Origin of the sequence: Pseudomonas japonica (assembly GCF_900188455.1) — a bacterium.
In the GTDB taxonomy this organism is placed as follows: Bacteria; Pseudomonadota; Gammaproteobacteria; order Pseudomonadales; family Pseudomonadaceae; genus Aquipseudomonas; species Aquipseudomonas japonica.
Window position 1 is genome coordinate 92,874 of sequence record NZ_FZOL01000022.1, and the last position, 23,621, is coordinate 116,494.

The 23,621-nt window shown below is 62.2% G+C and carries 21 protein-coding genes and 3 pseudogenes; 15 read left to right on the top strand and 9 right to left on the bottom strand.

Annotation, left to right across the window (positions count from 1 at the left end; all coding sequences use genetic code 11):
- Positions 1-321 precede the first annotated feature (321 nt).
- Positions 322-1,221, bottom strand: coding sequence for a LysR family transcriptional regulator (locus CHB99_RS23180; RefSeq protein ID WP_042128828.1), 900 nt, complete (start codon positions 1,219-1,221; stop codon positions 322-324).
- A gap of 110 nt (positions 1,222-1,331) precedes the next feature.
- Here CHB99_RS23180 and CHB99_RS23185 point away from each other — a divergent pair, with 110 nt between their 5' ends.
- The 7 genes and pseudogenes from CHB99_RS23185 to CHB99_RS23215 all read left to right on the top strand — a co-directional run.
- The gene (locus CHB99_RS23185) at positions 1,332-2,603 is read left to right on the top strand and encodes a serine hydroxymethyltransferase (RefSeq protein WP_042128827.1); all 1,272 of its coding nucleotides are present in this window, start codon (positions 1,332-1,334) and stop codon (positions 2,601-2,603) included.
- Between the two features lie 58 nt (positions 2,604-2,661).
- Positions 2,662-3,990: a D-serine ammonia-lyase gene (gene dsdA / locus CHB99_RS23190; RefSeq protein WP_042128825.1), complete on the top strand. Its 1,329-nt coding sequence runs from the start codon at positions 2,662-2,664 to the stop codon at positions 3,988-3,990.
- Between the two features lie 45 nt (positions 3,991-4,035).
- A complete protein-coding gene (folD, locus tag CHB99_RS23195) occupies positions 4,036-4,938 on the top strand; it encodes a bifunctional methylenetetrahydrofolate dehydrogenase/methenyltetrahydrofolate cyclohydrolase FolD (RefSeq protein WP_042128823.1) in 903 nt (300 codons plus the stop codon).
- 12 nt (positions 4,939-4,950) lie between these two features.
- Complete coding sequence (gene purU, locus CHB99_RS23200; protein WP_042128821.1) at positions 4,951-5,847, top strand: formyltetrahydrofolate deformylase; 897 nt, start codon at positions 4,951-4,953, stop codon at positions 5,845-5,847.
- 202 nt (positions 5,848-6,049) lie between these two features.
- Complete coding sequence (locus CHB99_RS23205) at positions 6,050-7,393, top strand: GntT/GntP/DsdX family permease (protein ID WP_042128819.1); 1,344 nt, start codon at positions 6,050-6,052, stop codon at positions 7,391-7,393.
- Positions 7,394-7,442: 49 nt separating this feature from the next.
- Positions 7,443-8,060 (top strand): 2-amino-4-hydroxy-6-hydroxymethyldihydropteridine diphosphokinase, encoded by a 618-nt coding sequence (folK, locus tag CHB99_RS23210; RefSeq protein WP_052419537.1) that lies wholly within the window; start codon positions 7,443-7,445, stop codon positions 8,058-8,060.
- An 85-nt stretch (positions 8,061-8,145) separates the two neighbouring features.
- Positions 8,146-8,577: pseudogene (locus tag CHB99_RS23215) on the top strand (MFS transporter); the annotation flags it as partial.
- A 75-nt stretch (positions 8,578-8,652) separates the two neighbouring features.
- Here CHB99_RS23215 and CHB99_RS23220 read toward each other — a convergent pair.
- The 3 genes and pseudogenes from CHB99_RS23220 to CHB99_RS30205 form a co-directional block, all read right to left on the bottom strand.
- Positions 8,653-9,105, bottom strand: coding sequence for a DUF2442 domain-containing protein (locus CHB99_RS23220; protein WP_042128817.1), 453 nt, complete (start codon positions 9,103-9,105; stop codon positions 8,653-8,655).
- Positions 9,093-9,319: pseudogene (locus CHB99_RS23225) on the bottom strand (DUF4160 domain-containing protein). The gene CHB99_RS23220 and the pseudogene CHB99_RS23225 overlap by 13 nt, the downstream one beginning before the upstream one ends.
- 133 nt (positions 9,320-9,452) lie before the next feature.
- Positions 9,453-9,784 (bottom strand): annotated as a pseudogene (locus CHB99_RS30205) (alanine:cation symporter family protein); the annotation flags it as partial.
- A gap of 127 nt (positions 9,785-9,911) precedes the next feature.
- On the opposite strand from CHB99_RS30205, the gene CHB99_RS23235 reads away from it, so the two are divergent.
- Entirely contained in the window at positions 9,912-10,730 is an 819-nt protein-coding gene (locus tag CHB99_RS23235) for an SH3 domain-containing protein (RefSeq protein WP_052419536.1), read from the top strand.
- Between the two features lie 17 nt (positions 10,731-10,747).
- On the top strand, positions 10,748-12,901 hold the full coding sequence (locus CHB99_RS23240; protein WP_042128810.1) for a tetratricopeptide repeat protein: 2,154 nt from the start codon (positions 10,748-10,750) through the stop codon (positions 12,899-12,901).
- A 53-nt stretch (positions 12,902-12,954) separates the two neighbouring features.
- Here CHB99_RS23240 and CHB99_RS23245 read toward each other — a convergent pair whose 3' ends face one another.
- Positions 12,955-13,155 carry a DUF4926 domain-containing protein gene (locus CHB99_RS23245; protein ID WP_084702930.1) on the bottom strand — a complete coding sequence of 67 codons (201 nt, stop codon included), beginning with the start codon at positions 13,153-13,155 and terminating at the stop codon, positions 12,955-12,957.
- A 21-nt stretch (positions 13,156-13,176) separates the two neighbouring features.
- Positions 13,177-14,826 carry a polymorphic toxin-type HINT domain-containing protein gene (locus tag CHB99_RS23250; RefSeq protein WP_052419535.1) on the bottom strand — a complete coding sequence of 550 codons (1,650 nt, stop codon included), beginning with the start codon at positions 14,824-14,826 and terminating at the stop codon, positions 13,177-13,179.
- A gap of 513 nt (positions 14,827-15,339) precedes the next feature.
- Between CHB99_RS23250 and CHB99_RS23255 the strand changes: the two genes are divergently transcribed.
- Complete coding sequence (locus tag CHB99_RS23255) at positions 15,340-15,576, top strand: hypothetical protein (RefSeq protein ID WP_141137327.1); 237 nt, start codon at positions 15,340-15,342, stop codon at positions 15,574-15,576.
- 96 nt (positions 15,577-15,672) lie between these two features.
- Here the strand turns inward: CHB99_RS23255 and CHB99_RS23260 are convergent, their stop codons facing one another.
- Entirely contained in the window at positions 15,673-16,917 is a 1,245-nt protein-coding gene (locus CHB99_RS23260; RefSeq protein ID WP_141137328.1) for a trypsin-like serine peptidase, read from the bottom strand.
- A 194-nt stretch (positions 16,918-17,111) separates the two neighbouring features.
- On the opposite strand from CHB99_RS23260, the gene hpaA reads away from it, so the two are divergent.
- The 3 genes from hpaA to hpaC all read left to right on the top strand — a co-directional run bounded on the left by hpaA (position 17,112) and on the right by hpaC (position 20,193).
- A complete protein-coding gene (hpaA, locus tag CHB99_RS23265) occupies positions 17,112-18,026 on the top strand; it encodes a 4-hydroxyphenylacetate catabolism regulatory protein HpaA (RefSeq protein ID WP_042128804.1) in 915 nt (304 codons plus the stop codon).
- A gap of 84 nt (positions 18,027-18,110) precedes the next feature.
- The gene (hpaB, locus tag CHB99_RS23270; RefSeq protein ID WP_042128803.1) at positions 18,111-19,676 is read left to right on the top strand and encodes a 4-hydroxyphenylacetate 3-monooxygenase, oxygenase component; all 1,566 of its coding nucleotides are present in this window, start codon (positions 18,111-18,113) and stop codon (positions 19,674-19,676) included.
- 13 nt (positions 19,677-19,689) lie between these two features.
- Positions 19,690-20,193: a 4-hydroxyphenylacetate 3-monooxygenase, reductase component gene (gene hpaC, locus CHB99_RS23275; RefSeq protein WP_042128802.1), complete on the top strand. Its 504-nt coding sequence runs from the start codon at positions 19,690-19,692 to the stop codon at positions 20,191-20,193.
- A gap of 155 nt (positions 20,194-20,348) precedes the next feature.
- On the opposite strand, the gene yghU is transcribed toward hpaC, so the two are convergent.
- Together yghU and CHB99_RS23285 are read right to left on the bottom strand one after the other, a co-directional pair.
- On the bottom strand, positions 20,349-21,188 hold the full coding sequence (yghU, locus tag CHB99_RS23280) for a glutathione-dependent disulfide-bond oxidoreductase (RefSeq protein ID WP_042128801.1): 840 nt from the start codon (positions 21,186-21,188) through the stop codon (positions 20,349-20,351).
- Positions 21,189-21,317: 129 nt separating this feature from the next.
- On the bottom strand, positions 21,318-21,857 hold the full coding sequence (locus tag CHB99_RS23285; RefSeq protein ID WP_042128800.1) for a methylated-DNA--[protein]-cysteine S-methyltransferase: 540 nt from the start codon (positions 21,855-21,857) through the stop codon (positions 21,318-21,320).
- Positions 21,858-22,131: 274 nt separating this feature from the next.
- Here CHB99_RS23285 and CHB99_RS23290 point away from each other — a divergent pair, with 274 nt between their 5' ends.
- Both CHB99_RS23290 and CHB99_RS23295 read left to right on the top strand, forming a co-directional pair.
- Positions 22,132-22,872 carry a hypothetical protein gene (locus tag CHB99_RS23290; RefSeq protein WP_042128798.1) on the top strand — a complete coding sequence of 247 codons (741 nt, stop codon included), beginning with the start codon at positions 22,132-22,134 and terminating at the stop codon, positions 22,870-22,872.
- Entirely contained in the window at positions 22,872-23,576 is a 705-nt protein-coding gene (locus CHB99_RS23295; protein WP_042128796.1) for an AAA family ATPase, read from the top strand. The genes CHB99_RS23290 and CHB99_RS23295 overlap by 1 nt, the downstream gene beginning before the upstream one ends.
- The last annotated feature ends 45 nt before the right edge of the window (positions 23,577-23,621 follow it).

The window sequence follows — 23,621 nt, forward strand, 5'->3', positions numbered from 1 at the left end:
GGGGAACTTACGAATTGAAGGGCGACTTGCACGGAACCTGTAGGAGCGGATTTATCCGCGATCGGCGGCGCAGCCGTCGTAGAACCTGAATCCCGAATCTGCCTGACACACCGTGCACTCAGGTTTTACGGCCGCTTCGCGCCCGATCGCGGATGAATCCGCTCCTACAGGTTCAGCGCAGATCTTGAGGGCTACGCGGACCTTGTGTGAGCGGGTTTACCGGGACGCCGGACCGCCGCGATTGCGGCAGTGAATTCACCGACGCCATCGCGGCGGTCCGGCGTCCCGGTAAACCCGCTCACACAGGGTCCGCGTACAGGCTCAACGAAACCCCCGCGCATGCTCCAGCAGGCACTCGATGAACACCCGCAACGCCGGGCTCTTCTTCTCGCCCTTGCGGTAGGCGATGGAAATCTTTCGGCGAATCTCCGGCACCAGCCGGCTCACCCGCGCGCCCTGGGTTTCAGTGCCGGCCCGCAGCCCGGGGAACATGGCGATGGCGCAGCCCTCGCGAACCAGCGCGCTGGTCACTTCCGCACCCTTGCAGCGGGCGACGATCCTCGGCATGTAGCCCGAGCGCTGACAGGCCTCGGCAAGCATCCGCGTGTAGGTGCCGGACGCCGTGTCGATCACCCACTGCTCCTGCTCCAGCTCCGCCCAGCTCACCTCGTCCAGCCCGGCCAGGCGATGATCCGGTGCCATCATCACGTGGAACACGTCCTCGATCAGCGGCGTCAGCTCGATCCCCGGATCCAGCAGCCCCGGCGGCACATTGAGGTCGTCGATCAGGGCCACGTCGGTCTGCCAGCTGCGCAGGGCGTTCATGCCCTCCTCCGGCTCCATTTCCTCGAACAGCACCTCCAGGCGCGGATGGCTCGCGCGCAGGCTGCGCATGGTCCTGGGCATCAGCGCCGAAGCCACCGAGGGAAACGCCGCGACACGGATATCGCCCGCCACCACCTTCTTCAACTCGGCCATGTCGGCACGGGCCGACTCCAGCTCGGCGAAGATGCGGTTGGCCCGCTCCACCAGGGTGCGCCCGGCGATGGTCAGTTCCACCCCGCGCCCGCGCCGCTCCACCAGGTCGATGCCGACTTCCTGTTCGAGCATGGAGATCTGCTGCGACACCGCCGAGGGCGACACATGCAGCGCATCGGCCACCGCGGCCATGGTCTTGCGCACCGCCAGCTCGCGCAGGGCACCGAGTTTGCCGATATCCATCAGGCCTCCAATCGTTAAGTTAGGCTTATGTATCCTTGAAATATTAATCGCTTTTTTTGGATTTTCACCAGCGATAGGCTGGAAAAAACCCAACAAAAGGTACCGCCGCAATGACGCATTCCTACTTCAACGACAACCTCGCATTGCGCGACCCGCTGATCTTCAAGGCGCTGGCTGACGAGAAGAAACGCCAGCAGGGCCAGATCGAGCTGATCGCTTCCGAGAACTCGGTGAGCCAGGCCTCGCTGGAAGCCCTCGGCTCGGTGATCACCAACAAGACCGTCGAAGGCTATCCGGGCAAGCGCTTCCACGGCGGCGCCGATTTCGCCGATGTGGTCGAGCAGGCCGCCATCGACCGCGCCAAGGCGCTGTTCGGCTGCGAATACGTCAACGTCCAACCGCACTCGGGGACCCAGGCCAACCAGGCGGTGTTCTTCGCCCTGCTGCAACCGGGCGACACGGTCCTGAGCCTCGACCTGGCCAGCGGCGGCCACCTCAGCCACGGCGCCAAGCCCAACCAGTCGGGGCGCTGGTTCAACATCGTTTCCTATGGCGTGCACCGCGAGACCGGGCGCATCGACTACGACAACGTCGAGGCCCTGGCCCTGGAGCACCAGCCGAAGCTGCTGATCTGCGGTGGCTCGTCGTACCCGCGGGAGATCGACTTCGCCCGCATGCGCGCCATCGCCGACAAGGTCGGTGCCACCTACCTGGTGGACATGGCCCACTTCGCCGGGCTGGTCGCCGCCGGCGTGCACCCCTCGCCCATCCCCCACGCCGACTTCGTCACCTGCACCACCACCAAGACCCTGCGTGGCTCCCGGGGCGGCCTGGTGATGACCAACCGCGAAGACCTGTTCAAGAAGCTGCAACCCGCGGTGTTCCCCGGCGTGCAGGGCAGCGCGCACCTGGCCACCATCGCCGGCAAGGCGGTCTGCCTGGGCGAAGCCCTGAGCGACGAATTCAAGACCTACGGCGCCAATGTCCAGGCCAACGCCCGGCTGCTGGCGAAAGTGCTGCAGGACCGTGGCGTGCGCATCGTCAGCGGCGGCACCGACACCCATGTGGTGCTGGTCGACGTGTCGTCCAAGGACCTCACCGGGCAGCAGGCCCAGGACGCCCTGTCGGCGATCAACATCACCTCGAACAAGAACCCGATCCCCTTCGACAGCGCGCGTCCGTCGGAATGGAAAGGCCTGCGCCTGGGCTCCTCGGCCGGTACCACCCGTGGCTTCGGCGCCGACGAGTTCGCGGTGATCGGCAGCCTGATCGCCGACATCTTCGAGGCCCAGGCCGCCGATGAAGCGACCCGCGCCAGGGTGATCGAGCAGAGCCGTGCCACCGTCGCCCGCCTGTGCGGCGAATTCCCGATCTACGCCTGAGAACCCTCGGCGGGACCCGCGTCCCGCCCCCTCTCCCGCTGTTGCAGGAAAACCCGAAATGAGCGTTCAACTTCCCGATGATCCCGCCCGCGACGACGTCCTCGCCGGGCGCCCGGCGCTGTGGCTGAACCCCGGCCTCAAGGCCGACGGCATCGCCGAACCCGGCCTGCCGGTGCGCGCCGCCCAGGTCGCCGAGGCCGAAACCAACTGGCAGCGCCTCGCCCCGTTGCTGCAAACCTGCTTTCCCGAACTGGCCGCGGCCGGCGGGCGCATCCAGTCAGCACTGATCGAAGCCAAGGCCCTGCGCAACGCCCTCGGCTACCAGGGCGCCGACTACGGCCGGGTGTTCGTCAAGGCCGACGGCGACCTGCCGGTGGCCGGCTCGATCAAGGCCCGTGGCGGGGTCTACGAAGTGTTCATGCACGCCCTGAAGATGGCGGAAAAGCGCGGCATCCTCACCCCCGGCGGGGATGTCACCGTGCTCGCCGGCGAGCAGGCCCGCGCCCTCTTCGCCCAGCACACCATCGCCGTCGGCAGCACCGGCAACCTGGGCCTGAGCGTCGGCATCGCCGCCCGCGCCCTGGGCTTCCGTGCCGTGGTGCACATGTCGGCGGACGCCAAGCAATGGAAGGTCGAGCGCCTGACCCGCCTCGGCGTCGAGGTGGTCCGGCACCAGGCCGACTACACCACCGCCGTGGAGCACGCGCGGATCGATGCCGAAGCCGACCCGAGCATCTACTTCGTCGACGACGAGCGTTCGCAGATGCTGTTCTTCGGCTACAGCGCCGCCGCCCGCGAGCTGGCCGCGCAGCTGGATGCCGCCGGGGTCACAGTGGACGCCGAGCACCCGCTGTTCATCTACCTGCCGTGCGGCATCGGCGGCGCCCCGGGCGGCGCGGCCTATGGCCTGAAGGCGATCTTCGGCGATGCCGCCCACGCCTTCTTCGTCGAGCCGGTGCAGTCGCCCTGCGCCCTGGTGCACATGATGAGCGGCGCCGCGGAGCTGGTCTCGGTCTACGACGTCGGCCTGAGCAACCGCACCGAAGCCGACGGCATGGCCGTGGCGCGCATGTCCGAGTTCGTCGCCGAGGTGATGCGGCCACTGCTGTCCGGGGTCTTCACCGTGGCCGACGACGACCTGTTCCGCTGGCTGTGGCAGGCCCACAGCACCCAGGCGATCCGCCTCGAACCGTCCGCCGCCGCGGGCTTTGCCGGGCCCGAATTTGTCGTCGCCAGCCCGCGCGGTCGTGACTATCTGCGCGCCCACGGCCTGCGGGACAAGGCCGCCCAGGCCACCCATGTGGTCTGGACCACCGGCGGCGCCTTCGTCCCGGAACAACAGTTCCAGCAGTTCCTCCAGCGCGGCGCCGCCCTGGTCGGTGGCTGATCCGTCGCCCGTTTTTCAAGAACAACAAAACAACGAGGTAACCCCATGAACCAGCCCTTCCTGGCCGAGCGCATCGACGGCAAAGGCTTCGCCGCCGACCTGGTCGAGCGTCTGCGCGACGATGTCGACGAGCTGCGCGCGCGCACCGGCCACACCCCTGGCCTGGCCGTGGTCCTGGTCGGCGAAGACCCGGCCAGCGCCGTGTACGTTGGCGCCAAGCACCGCCAGACCGTGGCCGTCGGCATGCAGTCGTTCGTCCACCGCCTGCCGGCGCAGACCTGCCAGGACCAACTGATGGCCCTGCTCGACCAGCTCAACGCCGACCCCGAGGTCAACGGCATCCTGGTCCAGTTGCCGCTGCCGGCGCACCTCGACGCCAACGCGGTGATCAACGCCATCGACCCGAACAAGGACGTCGACGGTTTCCACATCCTCAACGCCGGCCGCCTCGCCACCGGCCAGGACGCCCTGGTGCCGTGCACGCCGCTGGGCTGCCTGATGCTGCTCAAGGACCGCCTCGGCAATCTCGCCGGACTCAACGCCGTGGTGGTGGGCAAGTCGAACATCGTCGGCAAGCCCATGGCCCAGTTGCTGATGGCGGAGAACTGCACGGTGAGCGTGGCCCACTCGAAGACCGCCGACGTTCCGGCCCTGTGCCGCGGCGCCGACATCCTCGTGGTCGCCGTCGGCCGTGCCGAGCTGGTGCGCGGCGACTGGATCAAGCCCGGCGCGGTGGTGATCGATGTCGGCATCAACCGCATCGAGCGCGATGGCCGTTCGCGCATCGTCGGCGACGTGGCCTTCGACGAGGCCGGGCATGCCGCCGCCATCACCCCGGTGCCGGGTGGCGTCGGGCCGATGACCATCGCCTGCCTGCTGGCCAATACCGTCACGGCGTTCCAGCGCCAGCACCACCTCGCCCTCCAGAAGGCCGCCGTGGCCGTTTAAGGTGAATCGAAAATGACCAAGAACAAACCCAACTACGTCCTGCGCGTCACCTGTCCGTCGATCCGTGGTGTCACCGCGGCGATCACCGCCTTCCTCTCGGAGCGTGGCTGCAATATCCGCGACAGCGCCCAGTTCGACGACGAGAGCACCAACCACTACTTCATGCGCATCACCTTCCGCGCCGAGGAAGGCCGCTCGCTGCAAGACCTCGACCGCGAGTTCCAGCCGCTGGTGGAGCAGTTCGGCATGGACCACGAGTTCTTCGACGAGCGCACCAAGCGCAAGGTCATCCTCATGGTCTCGCGCTTCGGCCACTGCCTGAACGACCTGCTCTATCGCTGGGGCATCGGTGCGCTGCCGATCGACATCGTCGGGGTGATCTCCAACCACCTGGACTTCCAGAAGGTGGTGCAAGGCCATGGCATTCCCTACCACCACATCCGCGTGACGGCGGAAAACAAGGTCGAGGCCGAAGCCGAGCAGATGCGCATCGTCCGCGCCGCCGGCGCCGAGCTGATCGTGCTGGCGCGCTACATGCAGATCCTCTCCGACGAGATGTGCCAGCAGATGTCGGGGCGGATCATCAATATCCACCACTCGTTCCTGCCTTCGTTCAAGGGCGGCAGCCCTTACAAGCAGGCTTTCGAGCGTGGCGTGAAGCTGATCGGCGCGACCTCGCACTTCGTCACCGCCGACCTCGACGAAGGCCCGATCATCGAGCAGGACATCGTCCGCATCACCCACGCGCAGAGCCCCGACGACTACGTCTCGCTGGGCCGCGACGTGGAAAGCCAGGTACTGGCCCGGGCCATCCACGCCTACGTGCATGGCCGGGTGTTCCTCAATGACAACAAGACGATCGTGTTCCCGCCGTCGCCGGACTCGTACTCGTCCGAGACCATCGGCTAGGCGGCGCCCGCGCTGCCCGGCCAATGGCACCCGCGTGTTTGACCAAGCCTTCGGGTGACCACCGCTCGCGCCCGGATTCCCGTTCCGGGCGCGAGCCCCCCTCTTTGCGCTGTTGAAGTACGCCATGAGCAATCACTGAAGCTTCGGCACTTTCCCTTCCTGAATCTGCACACCCAAGAAAAACAAGGTGCGAGGCATAGCAATGCAAGAAACGACCTGGCTGTTAGGGGTTCTCTTTTCATCCATCGTGCTGATCGTGTTCCTGATCATGAAGGTCAGGCTGCACGCCTTTCTGGCGCTGATCATCGCCTGCTTCGTGGTCGGTTTCGGTTCCGGCATGCCGGCGGCGAAGATCGTCACGTCGCTGGAGGCCGGCATCGGCGGCACCCTCGGTTTTCTCATCGCGATCATTGGCCTGGGCGGCATCCTCGGCAAGATGCTCGAAGAGTCCGGCGGCGCCGAGCGCCTGGCCAAGACCCTGCTGGACAACCTCGGCGCGCGCCGCGCCCACTGGGTGATGGCCATCGTCGGCGCCATCGCCGGGATCCCGGTGTTCTTCGAAGTGGGCTTCGTCCTGCTGATCCCGCTGGTCTACGTGGTCGCCCGGGAGACCCGGATCAACCTGATGTACCTCGGCATTCCCCTGGCCATCTCGCTGATGACCATCCACTGCATCCTGCCGCCGCACCCGGCGGCCATGGCCATCACCGGCATGCTCCACGCCGATGTCGGCACGGTGATTCTCTATGGTCTGCTGGTGGGCATCCCGACCATGATCATTGCCGGACCGATCTGGGTCAGCCTGTTCTGCGCCCGCGACGGCAGCGCCCGACAGCAGGCGTTTCTCGAAGCCCATGGCAAGCAGGCCGCGAGCGAACGCGCCCTGCCGGGCATCGGCATCACCCTGCTGACCATCGCCCTGCCGCTGTTGCTGATGGTGTTCAAGACCGTCGCCGCCGGCCTGCCCGCCGGACCGCTGCGGCAGGTGGCGCAGTTCGTCGGCAATCCGCTGACCGCGCTGATGATCTCGGTGGCCTTCGCCTACTGGTCCCTCGGCCTGCGACAGGGCCGGCGCATGGGCCAGTTGCTGGAAACCACCCAGCGCAGCTTCCCGGCCCTGGCCAACATCATCTTCGTCATCGGTGCCGGCGGCGCCTTCAATGCGGTGCTGATCGAGAGCGGTGTGGGCAAGGCGATCTCCAGCCTGCTGGCGGACAGCGACATCAACCTGATCGTCCTGGCGTGGTTCATCGCCTGGCTGATGCACTTCGCCGTGGGTTCGGCGACGGTGGCCATGGTCAGCGCGGCGAGCATGATCAACCCGATGCTCGCCGCCGACCCGCACCTCAAGCCCGAGATCCTGGTGATCGCCATCGGCGCAGGCTCCATCGGCTGGGCCCATGTCACCGATTCGGCGTTCTGGGTGGTCAAGGAGTACTTGAACGTGTCGCTTTCAGAAGCGCTGAAAAAATTCACCGGCGGTACCGTGGTGGCCTCGCTCGTCGCGCTGCTGGCGACGCTGCTGCTGAACTACACCCTGGGCTGAGTCCCGGGAACCGCGCCAGGGATGGCGCCCTTTCGCGAGCCAGACGGCCATGACCGACCACCGCATCTTTCTCGGCGTGGGCAGCAATGTCCAACGCGAGACCCATATCGACATCGCCCTGGACATGCTCGGCGAGCACCTGCGCGACCTGCGCTGCTCGCCGGTGTACGAGAGCGAATCGCTGGACGGCGCGCATCCGCCGTTCTTCAACCTGGTGGTGTCGGCCACCACCGACCTGTCGGCGCGGGCGCTGATCGGCTGGCTCAAGGAGATCGAGGAACTGCATGGCCGGCGACGTGGCGCGCAGAGCCTGATCACGCTGGATATCGACCTGCTGCTGTTCGACGACTTCGCCGGGCTGGTGGACGGCGTGCGGGTGCCGCGGGGGGAGATCCTGACTCGGGCGTTCGTGCTGTATCCGCTGCAGTTGCTGGCGCCGCAGCTGCGGCATCCGGAGTTCGGCTTGAGCATGGCGGAACTGTGGAAGCAGCTGAAGCCCGGGCCGGTGTTGGCACCTGTCAGGTTTCCGTTTGGCTGTGAGGGCCTCATCGCTGGCAAGCCAGCTCCCACAGGGTTCGCGGTACACACGGTCCTTGTGGGAGCTGGCCTGCCAGCGATAGGCATAGGTATCTACACATCTTTGACGGCCTGCCGGGAGACCGCATGAAGGCCGCCAGGTGCCTGTCTTGAGCCGTGCAGCGATAGGGCCCTGAAGGACAACAGATGCATTTCTGCCCCACCCAACTCCGGCATTCTTCATCGGCTTCATGGGCGCGGCGATCTGTTGCCGGCTGCTGATCGCCGGGTGGGTGGTGAAGCGTAATCCGTTCGCCAGTTCCTGGGTGCTGACCACCCTGATGCTGGTGGCGGTGCTCGGCTTTGGTCACTGGGTGCACGACAGTGTCGGGTATGTGCTGACGGCGGCACTGCTCGGGGTCGGGTACGGGCTGAACTACTCGGTGATCAACGGGCTGGCGGCCAATGAAGCGCCGCAGCGGCTGACGGCGCAGGCGTTGCTGCTGTTCAGCCTGGCGTATTTCATCGGCGTATTCGGCTTTCCGTTCATTGCCGGGAAGCTGATCGGACAGGCCGGGGTGCAGGGGATGCTGGTGGGGATCTGGGTGATTGCCGGGGTGGTCTGGGTGGTCAGTGGCGGGCGCTGGCTGGCCTGGAAGTTCAGGTGATTTCCGGGCCTGCCTCGCAGGCCTTCGCAGGCAAGCCAGCTCCTGCAGAATTAGCGCAATATCAGTTAGAACGAGTCAGGCGGCTTTATGCTCCAGCGCCTCCCACCCCAGGCAAGCGAGCGCCAATGTGCGCGGCACCGCTTCGCGGCCGCTGCTGTACCTGCTGATACTGCGTGCGCTCACGCCCAGTGCATCGGCAGCCTGATCGAGCGTCATTCGATGCCGGAGGCGCCAGCGAATGAAGATCCGCGTGTTTTCATCCGGCGCCGCCTGGGCAAGGGCATCCAGCAACAAGGTGTCCGCGCCGATCTGGATATCCAGCGCCGGCCATTCGACAGTCCACCCCCCATCCCCGAGGGTAGCGCCTGCGAATGCCTTGCCCTGGGCAAGCGGTGCCAGGCCTGGATACGAGGCAAGTGCATCGCTCATGTCCAGATCGAACTGCTGACCATTGGTAAAGGTAAGCGCCAGGCGTGCGCCCGAGCGTGGCCGGACAGCCCGCAGGCGAGGGCGTTTCATCGATGCCATTTCATCCACTCCTTCAACAGATCGGCCTGATTGGCCGCAACCCACGCGAGGGCCTCACGCACCACTCTGGCGGGTGCCCTGCCTTGCATGACAGTCACCAACTCCAGGCTGATCACCACATCTACCCCGCCACCCGTCAAATATGGGGTGGCAAGTGGTCTCTTTCTCGCAACTCGATACGGTACTTTTCGCGAAATCGGTATTGGGTAGACATGGCACCATATCGCCAAATTGGCGATGCTTCAAGAATGTGGCTTTATCCCGACAGGCCATCGATGGTCCGTGGGCATACCCCGCGCACAGTTGCCACCCTCCAGATCGAGCGCCGCAACGCAGCCCCAAATCTGTCACCCCGTGACTTTAAGGCTGACATCGACCGACACCGTCTCGACGACTACCGGCCAGGCCCGCCCATCCACATCCACATCCACATCCAGATCGGCAAACCCGCGTGGATCGAACACCGGTTCCCTGATGCCCGCCGCCCGCTGCCGGTCATAATCCGCGATCAGCCGCAGCACCACCTTGCCCAGCAACGCCGCGCCACGAGATTGACCAACGCCAGCAAGGTCATGGTGATGTCGGTGAAAGCGAACACCGTCCCCAGGTTCTGCACCGAGCCCCAGACGACCAGGCCCAGCACCCCCGCCAGGTAGCGCAGGTTGTTCTCGCCCATGTACGAAATGCATCCGAGCTCGCCCATGCTGCGGAGAAATTTCTGCGTCGGGCCAGAGGACATGGCCATTCTTGCTGGATCAGGCGGCAGGGCTATCATTACGAGATCACGCCGATGCAAGATCTCTGGCATGCCACTTTCAGAGGGCTCAAAGACGATGAAAAGATTTGTCCTCACAGTGCTGGCCCTGACCATCTCCACGCTGACCCTGAGCTCCTGCGAGAGCATGGGCACCAAGGAAAAGATTGGTGCCACTATCGGCGTAATAACAGGCGGGGTTGTCGCCAATAAATGGGGAGATAAAGACAACAAAGGAATCAGCACCGCCCTCGGCGTAGCCGCCGGGTATTTTATCGGCAGCAGTATCGGCAAATACCTTGATGAACGGGATAAGCAGCACATGGCGCAATCCACTCATCAGGCAATTTCAACCGGAAAGACACAAACCTGGACCAACCCTGAAACCAAGACAAGCGGTGAGGCGCGTGTCGTCGAAACAAAAAAAGAGCCAAAACCCGTTGTCGTTCCGGTACTGAAAAGCAAAGTCAAACAAATCCCGCCGCTGGATATCATTGGTGATACTTATCGCGCCAAAAGCATTTCCAATGTGCGCGGCGGGCCAGGCGCCGATTACGTGAAGACGGGAAGCCTGAAGGCCGGAGAGACCGTAAATGTTGTCGGCAAGGTCAAGACCGGTGACTGGTATCTGATCAGCCAGGACGGTGTGGGCAGTGGATTCGTGTCTTCCCCGCTGATGGAACATGTGCCGGGGGAAATCCCTCCGTCATCAGGCACAACCATCGCTCAGAGCGACATCGCGCAGCAGCAGGTCGCCTCCGAGCGAGTCTGCCGCACCATTGAGCAGTCCGTATCCCTGCCCGACGGGTCGCAGAAATCAGAAACCATTGAAGCGTGTCAGGGCGGAGACGGCTGGAAGGTGAAGAGCTGACGTTCAGGTGACCGCACATGAAGCGCCTCCTCCGCACCGGGTTTCTTGCCTTCGCCTGCATGGCTTTGAACCATGCCGGTGGTGCTGAACGGGAGCTCGCGTCGAAGGGCGCGGATGTACGCCTGGCAATCGACAGTGCCTTCAAGTGCGGTCCCAAGGCAGATATAAAAATCATCACGGCATCCGCCGCCTATTTTGACCAGGGCGCACAGACGGTGCAGCAGTTGGTCAATACGGCAAGCGCCATGCTGGGTTTTGAATGCCCGCAGATGTCGCATCTTGCTTTCACCGGACTGACAGACAGCGTTGTCGTGTTTGAAGCCGAAGCAAAGAAACAGCAGAAATGGGCACTGCAAACAGGCCCTGCCCCTCTGGAAGCACTGGCGCTGTTCTTCAGCCTTTATCAGCCTGATTTTTTCCACCTGGGCAGCGCGCAGCAAAAGCTGCAGAGCTATCGCAAAGTCACCGGGATTGAAACGAGCTATCAGTACGAGGCTCTGGATGAACAGATAAAGCGGCTTTCCAGCATTATCGATGGCGACACCGAAAAGCTCCGCGCGTATCTCCAGGGGCAAGGCGGGAAATTCCAGAACTTTGAATCCGCCTTGAGCCACTACCAGGATGTGCTGACGACTATAAAGCGTTACGTCCCCGCGCAATACGAGGCATACAACGCGGTCTTCACCGAGGAAGCAAGCCGCTTGAAAGACCATTACTGGTCATCGCGCGTGGCTGTCCTGTTTGATAGCGAGAAGCCGCTGAAGGACATTATTGCGAATGCGGTCGCCATGGCGAACGCGGCACCTTCCGGTGAGTTCAAACAGTACATGGACTCTCAGCTTGCCGCGTGGATCGGCGAAGAAACGACGCTCATCCAGGAGGATATAAACGACGCGCCACTCGATGAAGCAGCCTGGGCAGCCGGGTATCTAGCGGAACTGCCGTCGTCACAGGACGTGCAGGCATTGCCGCAAACCGCGGCCTTGATTGCCTCTTCGAAGGCCGCGCTCCCAGCCCGCGTGGCGCAAAGGATAGAAACCCTGCAAGCGCTGGCGGTCGAAGTCATCAAGGAATCGGGGGCCAGTTATGCGGATGTGGATACGATTCTGGAGACCGGCTTTTCGCTGGCGGGAGAGTTTGAAGAGTCCGGCTTCGCGGACGCAGGGCATAGCCTGCTGGCGGCGATGGTAAGCCATATCGAGCAGGTTCTGAGCGCCGGGCTGGAACAGTACAAACAGGATCTGACAGCGCTCGAACTCACGGACGAAAACGCCAGCGCCTTGCAGGAGCAGGCCGTTTCATTCCAGGAGCTCAGTACGCAATTTGCGGGTTTCGCGGCCTATCAGAAGGCCGCCGAGGACAGGCTGAGAGCAGATGGGAGCGACGTCGCGGAACGGGCGGCCCCGGCCCACAGCGGAGAGCCGGATGGGCAAGGCATACGTGCTTGTGACAGGGTGGCGGCTGACAGCCACGACCCGCAGAAGCTTGCGGCTGGCATCGACTTCGAGACAGCGGACATTGCCGGTTTTGACGTTGACGAAGCGTTGGATGCCTGTATCGCTGCCGTAGAGAACGATCCCAGCGATACCCGCCAGCAATTCCAGCTTGGTCGCCTGCTCTGGTTCACGGGTGATCAGGAGTCGGCGCGCGACTACATCGAGCTCGCGGCCTCGAAAGGCTATGCCGCCGCCGTCTATCTCCGCGCTGAAATGCTGCTGGCCACATCCGATGACCCGGATGCCTTCGTTGATGCCCTGAATCTATACAAGGCTTCAGGAGAAGCGGGCTATGCCAAAGGCCTTGTGATGGTCAAAGAGCTGAACCCGAACGGCATTGATTTCTACAAGGACATTCCGCCGCCAACGCCACAGGAAATTGTGCAGGCGTTGCCAGTAAGAGATGCCTCGTACGGGATACTGGGTGTCACCACATCCATCCGGGTTGTCGATGCGAAAGTAAAGGAATGCTTCCAGACATCGGCGACAGAATTCTTCTGCGAGTACATGGTGGTTGCCGAATGCGGCACCAGCGGAAGCATGGGAGAGGATCAGATGATCCAGTTCATGAATCAGATGATGAAATTCGCCTGTGATAACTCTATGGAGTATACGTTCAGTAAGTTCCGTAAGGTTGGCAGCAAGAAATGGCAGCAAATTGAAGAAGACATATAGTGAGAAAAAACCCCGAGCGCAGGTAAACGCCAGCCATAGGATATGGAAATAGATCAGGGCTGGCCTGAGTCCTCTTTAAGCTCCAAAGCGGCCTCTGAAACTGTTAAAACCTCTAAAGACTCCCCATCCCCATCAACAAATTCGACCTCATAATGATCGCTATCCAGGCAAAGCAATACAACCCCGATACAGCCAGGAAAGACATGAGCCGATAGAGACTTTACTGCAACGACTACATCGTATTCCTTAAACATGTAATGACTTCCGACGCTGATTCATTTTTTTGCAGGAATGGCCGTTACAAGCCGAACCACTCCATCGGTGTTTCTAATCCAGCTGAATTTTACATCGATAACTCTTCCATTCGCACCTTTGATTGGGATTATTTGATTAAATTTTTGACCGTACTGGGTCAGGGCTGTTTTTACTGATTTTTTCTCGTCAAAAACAATTTGCCTGGACAGGTCAGCAGCATTTCCATTATTGAAGCCTAACGCTTGATCAAACCACTTCGCCTTACTGCCGCCGACTGGATGGTCTTTGTTTAATAGATACCTGTCCAGTTTTTCATTTACGCTTGCGCGAGTGATGCTGCCTGTTGCGCTAGAGTCATGACATTCATTATGTACCCACACCGAGCTTTTGTTGCTGTTGCCAATACCACTTACAAAGTAAGTTCGATAATCGCTCACACTGAGGTTATAGGCAGTCAGTGAAGCTTTTTTAACGCTTGCACCAAGAACCTCTACAATCGTGCCGAATGAGGTGAGTAGAAAGTCGCCAGCCTTTAAGTATTGCGCCTCTACCCACCTACCCGTTGCATTTGTGCCCGCTTTTTCATGGCGCGTTGACCTGTTCTCTTCAACCCCATGGTTGCTGACATAAAACGGATGAATGCGATTCGAGATAATTGTCTGCGTTTCGCCACTCTCCGGATTGCGAACCGTGACCTCGACGGACTCATCATACATATTGGAATAATGTGCCGTGACAGGTTTCCAGTCCATGTCACCCGTGTATTCGTTTCTTGACCAGACATAATCCTGCCCAGCCACCAGTGACTTGATAGCCCGCAGGCCCTCCCTGGTTAAAACCTGGGTATCACCATGAAATGAGCACGTACACTTCCCAGCGAGATCGCATCGTTGAAAATTCTTACTCGCCTGATTGAAGGCGGTAGTGATTTTCTTCTGCTGCTGGGCAGCGTTGAATTTCTTTCTCAGTGAGTCCTGTATTTTTTTAGCCGATGCCTGCGCGGCCTGACGCTGGGTCGCGAGCTCTTTGGTCTTGAACTGTTTGCCCGGCTGGTACGCCGCGATATTTTTTGCACCAGAACTGGCTTTGAACTTTTCGCTGAGAGTAAGAACCCTCACAGGTTGAGGAGTACTGGCTTTCCCAGAGGTGACACGTTGCTTTTGCAGGAAGTCCTGCTTGAGCCGCAGTAATCGCTCCTGTCTGTTTTTTTCCAACCCCTGTTGTTTCAGGGCACTCCGGTCAACGGCCTGTTGCTTTGCGAAAACCTGGTCTTTGGCCGCTTTCCTGAATTCTGATTCGGCCCGTTGTGAACTCGCTTGTCGCTGACGATCCAAGGCCAACTGACGCTGCTGCATGGCCTGATCACGCTGCAGTTGCATAGTGCGCTGGGCGTCCTGTTGCCGCGCCCGCATGATCCTCTGCTGCTCTGCCTGCTGCTGGCGTATGGCGGCTTGTTGCTGACGGGCTTGATCCTGTTGCCGTCGCATCTGTTCCTGCTGGCGCTGCATCTGCATTTGCTGTTGCTGCTGTTGCTGCTGCATCTGTTGCTGGCGCTGCATTTGCTGCTGGCCGTAGTAGCTGTCATAACGCTGGGCCAACGCGCTCCCACCCATGATCATGGCCATCAGCAAGGCCAGCGTGAAGGTGATTCGAAAACGGGACAGCCGCATGGTGTGCCCTCTTCCGCGTTGCGCGGTCACATGACGTTTCGTGGCCAGATGTCAGGATCACGCCAATCAGGTCATAGCGCAGGCCATCGCCTCGCCGTGCGCATGGCTTTCAGCGTAGCAGCGCCTCAGGCTCCATACGATTGGAAGGGCTTAAAAGGCAAGCCCGGTCAGGCTCACCCGGAGTGCGCCGATCCATCCGAACACCGTCGCAAATCGGTACGAAACTTCACCCTCCTCCGACTTTTATGTAGGCAATTTCCCAAGCATACTTCCCGGCCGTATCAGCCGTTGCGCTCTGTGGAAATGCTGCCTAGTCTTCGCCGGTCGTTGCACATCGACGACCGGCTTTGACAGGCCGTTTTCATAGGCGCCGGCTGCTATGGCAGCTGTGCGTGAGGGCGCATTCGTGCGCGCCGGGGTACCTATGACTCGGTCTGTCAACCCACGTACAGTTGCCACCCTTCTGTTTGACAGCAGGTTGGTGGTAATCCCTTCACTCATAGGATTACACCCATGAAAAAGCACGTCCCCGACCCACCCCCAGTGATGACCATCCGCGAAGGTCTCTGCCCCGAAGAGGCCATCCGCCTCGCCGGCCAGCACCTCGAGAAAGCCATCGACCACGCCAACGAGGCGACCGAAGACCTGCCCACCAAACAGCGCTGGCTGATCCAGGATTCCATCCTGCAGATGCAGATCACCCGGGCGCTGCTGAAGGCGTCCGCAACCGGCACCTCGGTAGTGATCTGACCGCCCCATCGCTGGCAAGCGGCGTTCTGCTTGCCAGCGATTGGCATGGGTATCTACACAATTTTGGCAGCCTCGATGCGGCCCGAACGTCTCCCCCTACTCGACCCTCAGCAACTTGATCGTCGCCTGCGCCCAAGGCTGCCACTGCGCGCTGCCCGGCCGCTTGCCCACCGCGCACAGCACATAGACCCCCGGCATCATCGGCGTGGCCCGATCCATCAACGGCTGCTTCAGCACCGACTCCGCCTCGCCATAGCCCTTGGGCTGCTCGCACGGCGTCTCGTCGGCCGGACCGATCTTGTAGCGGATACTCTCGAACGACTCGTCGATCAACATGCCCCAGCGCACCGGCATGCGCTCGCCCGCGACCTTCGGGTCGACCGGTTTGCTGTCACCATGGCCCTGGCGGTGGATGACGATGCCGGTGCCCGGATCCAGACTGGAAGGATCGAACGATCCATCGGCCTTGAACGCTTCGACCAAATGCTCGATCGAAGCGAAATAGGAAGTTCCCAACTTGCCAACCGGCTGCCCGCCTTCGATCTCGCAGGGTTTCCCCGAGCCACAACCCTCCTCGCGCAGACCGGTGGAATGCACGCCGATGATCGCCCACTCGCCCCTGACGAAGATCGGTGCCCCGGAAGACCCGCCGTAAAGACCAATGCACGCATTGGGATTGGCACCCGGCCAGAACCAGGGCACGTCCTTTCGCGGTTCGACCTCAATCACGGTTTCGAACAGCGCGGCAGGTTGCCGGCTCGAACACTCGGAATAACGCAGGTAATGGTCGCGGAACAGCCCGATCGGTATATGCGCGATATCGATATCAGGAACAGCGCCTTCAAGGGCTCGCACGCGCAAGGGTTTGAAACCCCGCGCGAGCATCTGGCCGTAGGTTTCGCCCAGTTGCTGCACGCCAACGTCGGTCGACTTCAGGGTCGAATACAGGATCCTGACGATGGGAATACGAACATGCTGATCCTTGTTGTCGTGGAAGTACGAAGGCGTGAAAAACCAGCCCTCGCCCATCGGCCGATCCATGACCACCTCGTTATCGCCCGTCAACCCCGCGGCACAATGGCCCGCGGTCAGGATAAGCGCCGGCTTGTCCGGATCCGGGGTATCGCTGCCGGCCACCAGCGTTGCCGTGCAGGACCAGCCGATACCGATGGTACCTTTCAACTGGCCGACGGAAAAAAAGCGCTCCGACGTCACGTCATGCGCGGACAACAGCGGCGCCAGTTCCACGTTCGCCGGCGCAGGCTGGTTGAGCAGGTCCGACCAGGTCAGTTGGGCGTACAACGCGCAAAGCGCGGCGCCGCAAGCGGGCAGTCGTTTCATGGTGGTCTCCCTTGGTTTCAGCGCTCCCGGTGGAAACGCTGATGCCATTGAACAGGGAGCGCCCTCGCCCGTCAGCCTGACAGAAGTACCAGGTAGGGCCCCGCTGGCAGCTGGCGGGTGCAGGTTTCATGGCCGCTTCGCACCCGTTCGCGAGTAAACTCGCTCCACCGTGCCGCCTCCCTTATTCACAACCCATGACCAGCACCCCGATCCCCATCCTCGACCTCGGCCGCGACTACGACCAGCGCTACGCCGACGCCGACCTGCACTACGACGCCCATGGCCACCTGTCCGCCGTGTTCGGGCGCAATGTCGCCGTGCACCGCCACGATCGCTTCTTCCAGCTCCACTACATGACCAAGGGTCAGGTCCACGTCTACCTCGACGACACCCCTTATCGCCTGCACGGTCCGATGCTGTTCTTCACCCCGCCGGGCATCCCCCATGCCTTCGTCACCGATGCCGAATGCGAAGGCCATGTGATCACCCTGCGCCAACCCTGGGTCTGGCAGATGTTCAGCGACGGCAAGCGCGCCCCGGACCCGCGCCTGGAGATCCCCCTGTGCGTCAGCCTCGCCGACCTGCCCGGCGAACTGGCCGCCGAGGCCACGCAGATCGACCAGCTGTTCCACCTGCTGCAACGGGAATTTCGCGCCGACCTGCCCGGTCGCGAACTGAACCTGCAGGCCCTGGTGCGGCTGATTCTGGTCACCCTCCTGCGCCTGGCCGGCAACGCCCAACCCGACTGGCAGGTCAACCGCCCCGACCTGCTGCTGTTCCACCGCTTCAACCTGCTGGTGGAACAGCATTTCCACGAGCACTGGCCGATGCCGAACTACGCCGAACTGCTGGGCCTGACCACCGCGCGCCTGAACCTGGTCTGCCGGCGCATCGCGCAGATGTCGGCCAAGCGCGTGGTCTGGGAGCGACAGGCACAGGAGGCTCGGCGCCTGCTGCTGCACAGCGGGATGTCGATCAACGAGATCTGCTACGAACTGGGGTTCAAGGACCCGGGGTATTTTTCGCGGTTCTTTACTCAGCAGGTGGGGATGAGTCCGCGGGACTACCGTGCCGAGAACCTTACGAAAAATACAAGTTTTCCAGCCTAAGCGTCATTCAGCGCTGAACTCCGCCACTTCATCATGCTGACCAGCCCCCAAGGCTTCCGATAACTACAATCAGCGGAGACCAGCATGCCCCCTGCCCTGCCCGAGACCACCCGTCCGTTCACCGGCGCCGAGTACCTCGAAAGCCTGCGTGACGATCGCGAAATCTACATCTACGGCGACCGCGTCAAGGACGTCACCACCCACCCGGCGTTCCGCAACTCGGCGGCCTCCATCGCCCGCCTCTACGACGCCCTGCACGATCCCGAGCACCACGAGCAATTGTGCTGGCCGACCGACACCGGCAACGGCGGCTACACCCACAAGTTCTTCCGCATCGCCGAAACCGCCGAGCAACTGCGCGAGCAGCGCGACGCCATCGCCGCCTGGGCGCGCCTGTCCTATGGCTGGATGGGACGCACGCCGGACTACAAGGCGGCCTTCGGCGCGGTGCTCGGCGCCAACCCGGAGTTCTACGGCGAATACGCGGACAACGCCCGCGCCTGGTACAAGCGCATCCAGGAATCCTGCCTGTACCTCAACCACGCCATCGTCAACCCGCCGATCGATCGCGACAAACCGAGCGACGAGGTCAAGGACGTGTTCATCCGCGCAGTCCGCGAGGTGGAAGGCGGGATCATCGTCAAGGGCGCCAAGGTGGTGGCGACCAACTCGGCCCTGACCCACTACAACTTCATCGGCTTCGGCTCGGCCCAGGTCATGGGCGACGATCCGGACTTCGCCCTGATGTTCCTCGCACCGATGAACAGCCCCGGCCTGAAGCTGATCTGCCGCCCGTCCTACGAGCTGCAGGCCGGCCTGACCGGCTCGCCGTTCGACTACCCGCTGTCGAGCCGCTTCGACGAGAACGACGCGATCCTGATCCTCGACGATGTTTTCGTGCCCTGGGAGAACGTGCTGGTCTACCGCGACTACGAGCGTTGCCGCCGCTTCGCCAGCGCCGGCGGGTTCGGCCGCCTGTACCCGATGCAGGGCTGCACGCGCCTGGCGGTCAAGCTGGACTTCATCTCGGGCCTGCTGACCAAGGCCCTGGAATGCACCGGTTCGCTGGAGTTTCGCGGGGTGTCGGCGCAGGTCGGCGAGGTGATCGCCTGGCGCAACCTGTTCTGGTCGCTGACCGACGCCATGTGCGGCGCGCCGGAGCGCCAGGACAGCTGGAGCACCCCGGCGCTGCTGCCGAGCAACCAGGCCCAGCAGGTCTACCGGGTGATGGCGCCGACCGCCTACCCGGCGATCAAGAAGATCATCGAGCAGACCGTGGCCAGCGGCCTGATCTACCTGCCCAGCGGCGTGCGCGACTTCGCCAACCCGGAGCTGGACAAGTACCTCGCCACCTACTGCCGCGGCTCGGGCGGCATGGATCACCATCAGCGGGTGAAGATCCTCAAGCTGCTGTGGGACGCCATCGGCAGCGAGTTCGGCGGCCGTCACGAGTTGTACGAAATCAACTACGCCGGCAACCAGGACGACATCCGCCTGCAGACCCTGGCCTACGCCCGCGCCAGCGGCGCCATGGCGGGCATGCAGGGCCTGGTCGAGCAGTGCCTGTCCGACTACGACGAGCAAGGCTGGACCGTGCCGCACCTGCACAACCCGACCGATATCAATGCCCTCGACGGCATCCGCCAGTAACCGGAGATCCGTGATGAACACTCAGCAACAGGCGTTTCGCGAAGCCATGGCGCACCTGTCCGCCGCGGTCAGCGTGATCACCAGCTACGGCCCGGCCGGGCGCTGCGGCATCACCGCCACCGCGGTGTGCTCGGTGACCGACACGCCGCCGACCCTGCTGGTCTGCGTCAACCGCAACAGCGCGCTGAACGCGGTAATCAAGGCCAACGGCCGGCTCTGCGTGAACGTGCTGGCCAGCGAGCACGAAGAAGTGGCCCGGCATTTCGCCGGGATCACCCAGGTGACCATGGAACAGCGCTTCGGCCTGCATGACTGGCAATTGCAGGAGGCCGCCCAACCGAAGCTGAGCGATGCCCTGGCCAGCCTCGAAGGCCGGGTGACCCAGGTGCAGGAAGTCGGCACCCACTCGGTCTTATTGGTGGAGCTGGAGGATATCCAGGTGCGCGACAGTGGTGATGGGCTGGTGTATTTCAGCCGGGCGTTTCATCCGCTGGTGCGGCCGAGCGCTGCCTTGTAGGAGCTGGCTCGCCTGCGAAGGACCGCGCAGCGGTCCCAGACTTCACCGCCATCAGGGACCGCTGCGCGGTCCTTCGCGGTGGTTCGTCACACGACGAGCCTCGCTCCTACAGGTCCTCCCCAGGCAAGCCAGTCACTACGGGGTCCGCGTTCGCTTCAGTCGAAATCACTCGCCGCATGCCGCTCCGGCAACTGCTCCGCCTCATCCCCCCAGGTCTTGTTGACCCGCTGCCCACGCTTCACCGCCGGGCGTTCGGCGATCTCGTCGGCCCAGCGCAGCACATGGGTGTAGCTCTGCGCATCGAGGAATTCGGCGGCGCCGTAGACCTTGTTGCGCAGCATCTCGCCAAACCACGGCCAGCAGGCGATATCGGCGATGCTGTATTCGTCGCCCGCCACGTAGCGGTGCTCCGCCAGCTGGCGGTCGAGCACGTCGAGCAGGCGCTTGACCTCCATGGTGTAGCGGTTGATCGGGTACTCGAACTTCTCCGGCGCATAGGCGAAGAAGTGCCCGAAACCACCGCCGACGAAGCCCGCGCCGCTCATTTGCCAGAACAGCCAGTTCAGGCATTCGGCGCGCTTGGCCGGGTCCTTGGGAATGAAGGCGCCGAAGGAGTCAGCCAGGTGCAGCAGGATCGAACCCGACTCGAACAGGCGCAGGGCCGGCTTGAAGCGGGTATCGAGCAACGCCGGGATTTTCGAGTTGGGGTTGAGGTCGACGAAGCCGCTGCCGAACTGCTCGCCCTCGCCGATGCGGATCAGCCAGGCGTCGTACTCGGCGTCCTTGAAACCGGCGGCCAGCAACTCTTCGAGCATGATGCCGACCTTGGCGCCGTTGGGCGTGGCCAGGGAATACAACTGCAGCGGGTGACGGCCCTGAGGCAGTTCACGCTCGTGGGTGGCACCGGCGATGGGCCGGTTGATATTGGCGAACTGGCCGCCGCTGGCCTTGTCCCAGGTCCAGACCCTGGGTGGAGTGTAGGGTTGATCCGACATACACAAGCCCTCTTCGATGTAGGCAAAACAGCCGTCTTTATCAGCCATTCGGCAGCGTCGGGCAAGCCAGCGTTCACTTTTCCCACCTCGCCGTCGGCAGCCGGGCCTGGAGGCGGTGCGCGCCCGTCTTTAAAGGGCGCTGCCGCGGGTTGGCGTGTAGAACAGCGAGGACAGCGCGCCTTCGTGTTCCAGCAGGTGGATCTTCTTCTCGATGCCGCCGGCGTAGCCGGTCAGGCTGCCATCGCGACCGATCACGCGGTGGCAGGGGATGATGATCGAGATCGGATTGTGCCCCACCGCCCCGCCGACCGCCTGGCTGGACATGCTCGCCAGGCCCGTGCGCGCGGCCACCGCCTTGGCGATCTCACCGTAGGTGGTGGTGGCGCCGTAGGGGATCTCGCAGAGCAGGGTCCAGACCGCCTGACGGAAGTCGCTGCCCAGGGGGGCCATGGGCAGCTCGGCGATGGCGGGCTGTGCGCCGGCGAAATAGCGGTCGAGCCAGTCGCGGGCCTGGATCAGGAAGGGCAGGTCGTCGTTGACGATCAGTTCGCCCGGGGAGCTGTCGCCGAAGTACTTCTGACCCACCATCCACAGGCCCATCAGGTGGCTGTCGCTGCTGGCCAGCTGCAGGGTGCCGACGGGGGATTGGTAGGTGGTGGAGTAGAACATGGGGTGCGGCTCCTGGGGTCAGGGGGGTGTCTTTACCATGGGCAAGTGATGGACCTCAAGCCCACCGCAATCCCGGTTCATCGGGTGGCTGACCTATCGCTATCGCCCCTCGTAGAAACAGCGTGCCTGCTCCTACCGGGGAATTAGATCCGCGTCCTACAAAGCAGCAGGAAAACTCTCACTTACACGAAACGAATCAGGAACTAAAAACACCCAGTCAAGGATTTCACTCATAACGCCAAAGACAGTCGCCAATATCCAGGGTGCCCTTCCCGTGAACACTTCAACGATCGCAAGAGTCACCAAACTGACCAGCCTGTTTCTGCGCGAGCAATTGAGAGAACCCATTTCATTGCTATGGACGCTCATTTCACCCAGCGCCTTGTTCTATCTGATCACCTACACCAATGCCCCCTTCGGCAGCGGAAGTGACAACTACCTCCACGCGACGGCAGGCTTCCATGCCTACATCGCCACCACCGTGGCCTTTTTCGGTGTCGCCTTCTACATCATCGGACGCAGGGAAAGCGGTTTTGTCAGGTCCTTCATCTACTCCGCCGAAGCGAAAAACATCTTCCTGGCGTCACACCTGATCTGCTGCTTCCTGACGGCATCGCTCTATTGCGTAGCGTTCTATCTGATTACCAAGCCAGGCTTCGGTGAATACAGCCTTTCGGAAATGACACTGATCCTCTACAGGTTCCTCACCTGCTTCATCATTTTCTGCTCTCCGGCATTACTGCTCGCCAACCGCCGACTGAAATTCCAGACTGCCAACACCGTTATCTCGATCATCATTTTCGCCTTGATCCTGCTGGCACTGCTGTCGACCAGGGTGCAGAGCCCAGCCCTGGATATCGTCAATCGGCTCAATCTCTTCCTGCTCTCGAAAAACATCATGGCCGGCCATTATCAAGCGTTGCCGTTCATGCTGTCGTTCATCGGGGTACTGCTTGTCACCTTCGTGTACACCGCACGAAAACTGAAGATCAACCCCGTATGGAGCAGATACTGATGCCCGCCATAAAAGCCCAGGCCCTGTCACTGAAGTTCAAGGACAAGATCCTGTTCGACAACGCCAATATCCTCATCAGGAAAAATGAAATCAGCGGAATCATCGGCAAGAATGGCGCCGGCAAAACCACCTTCTTCGACCTGATCTGCGCCATACGCCGCCCGGACCAGGGCACACTGGAAAACTTCACGCCCCAGCATTCCTACCTGTCACAGACCCTGGGCATGCCGTCGACCTTGTCGATGAAAGAAATCCACGAAATGACCGCAGCGCTGTCCTGCGAACGGATTCCGTCGCTGGACACGACCTTGCAGACCTTCCATGCCTGGGATACCCGACTGGCCACGAAATTCACCGAGACCTTGAAAAAACGCCCAAGCCATTGCAGCTACGGGGAAATCCGCTTTTTCTTCACCCTGTCGCTCATCTCGTTTGCAAAAGAACTGCTGATCCTCGACGAACCCACCGCCGGGGTCGATCCCGAGTCGCGCCACTACATCTGGTCGTTCATCAAGAAAGCCCGGGAGAACGGCGCGACCATCATCGTGTCGTCCCACAACATCCAGGAGATCTGCGAGCACTGCGACAGCTTTCACCTGATTCACAATCAGCAGTTCTCGCGGTTCGACAGTGCCCAGGCGTTCATGACGAGATTTGGTGGGGCCACGCTGGATGACGCCTTCATCGCAAGCCTTTACAGCTGACACGGCCACCAGCAACGGGGCCGATCCAGCCCCGCAGGCTCGAAT

Bases quoted from the DNA above. Each gene is read 5' to 3' on its own strand.
- yghU (WP_042128801.1), bottom strand. From the start codon at position 21,188: ATGTCGGATCAACCCTACACTCCACCCAGGGTCTGGACCTGGGACAAG.
- hpaA (WP_042128804.1), top strand. From the start codon at position 17,112: ATGACCAGCACCCCGATCCCCATCCTCGACCTCGGCCGCGACTACGAC.
- CHB99_RS23240 (WP_042128810.1), top strand. From the start codon at position 10,748: ATGAAGCGCCTCCTCCGCACCGGGTTTCTTGCCTTCGCCTGCATGGCT.
- CHB99_RS23180 (WP_042128828.1), bottom strand. From the start codon at position 1,221: ATGGATATCGGCAAACTCGGTGCCCTGCGCGAGCTGGCGGTGCGCAAG.
- CHB99_RS23295 (WP_042128796.1), top strand. From the start codon at position 22,872: ATGCCCGCCATAAAAGCCCAGGCCCTGTCACTGAAGTTCAAGGACAAG.
- CHB99_RS23205 (WP_042128819.1), top strand. From the start codon at position 6,050: ATGCAAGAAACGACCTGGCTGTTAGGGGTTCTCTTTTCATCCATCGTG.
- folD (WP_042128823.1), top strand. From the start codon at position 4,036: ATGAACCAGCCCTTCCTGGCCGAGCGCATCGACGGCAAAGGCTTCGCC.
- CHB99_RS23285 (WP_042128800.1), bottom strand. From the start codon at position 21,857: ATGTTCTACTCCACCACCTACCAATCCCCCGTCGGCACCCTGCAGCTG.
- CHB99_RS23255 (WP_141137327.1), top strand. From the start codon at position 15,340: ATGAAAAAGCACGTCCCCGACCCACCCCCAGTGATGACCATCCGCGAA.
- folK (WP_052419537.1), top strand. From the start codon at position 7,443: ATGACCGACCACCGCATCTTTCTCGGCGTGGGCAGCAATGTCCAACGC.
- CHB99_RS23235 (WP_052419536.1), top strand. From the start codon at position 9,912: ATGCCACTTTCAGAGGGCTCAAAGACGATGAAAAGATTTGTCCTCACA.
- CHB99_RS23185 (WP_042128827.1), top strand. From the start codon at position 1,332: ATGACGCATTCCTACTTCAACGACAACCTCGCATTGCGCGACCCGCTG.
- CHB99_RS23260 (WP_141137328.1), bottom strand. From the start codon at position 16,917: ATGAAACGACTGCCCGCTTGCGGCGCCGCGCTTTGCGCGTTGTACGCC.
- purU (WP_042128821.1), top strand. From the start codon at position 4,951: ATGACCAAGAACAAACCCAACTACGTCCTGCGCGTCACCTGTCCGTCG.
- CHB99_RS23220 (WP_042128817.1), bottom strand. From the start codon at position 9,105: ATGGCATCGATGAAACGCCCTCGCCTGCGGGCTGTCCGGCCACGCTCG.
- CHB99_RS23245 (WP_084702930.1), bottom strand. From the start codon at position 13,155: ATGTTTAAGGAATACGATGTAGTCGTTGCAGTAAAGTCTCTATCGGCT.
- hpaC (WP_042128802.1), top strand. From the start codon at position 19,690: ATGAACACTCAGCAACAGGCGTTTCGCGAAGCCATGGCGCACCTGTCC.
- hpaB (WP_042128803.1), top strand. From the start codon at position 18,111: ATGCCCCCTGCCCTGCCCGAGACCACCCGTCCGTTCACCGGCGCCGAG.
- CHB99_RS23250 (WP_052419535.1), bottom strand. From the start codon at position 14,826: ATGCGGCTGTCCCGTTTTCGAATCACCTTCACGCTGGCCTTGCTGATG.
- dsdA (WP_042128825.1), top strand. From the start codon at position 2,662: ATGAGCGTTCAACTTCCCGATGATCCCGCCCGCGACGACGTCCTCGCC.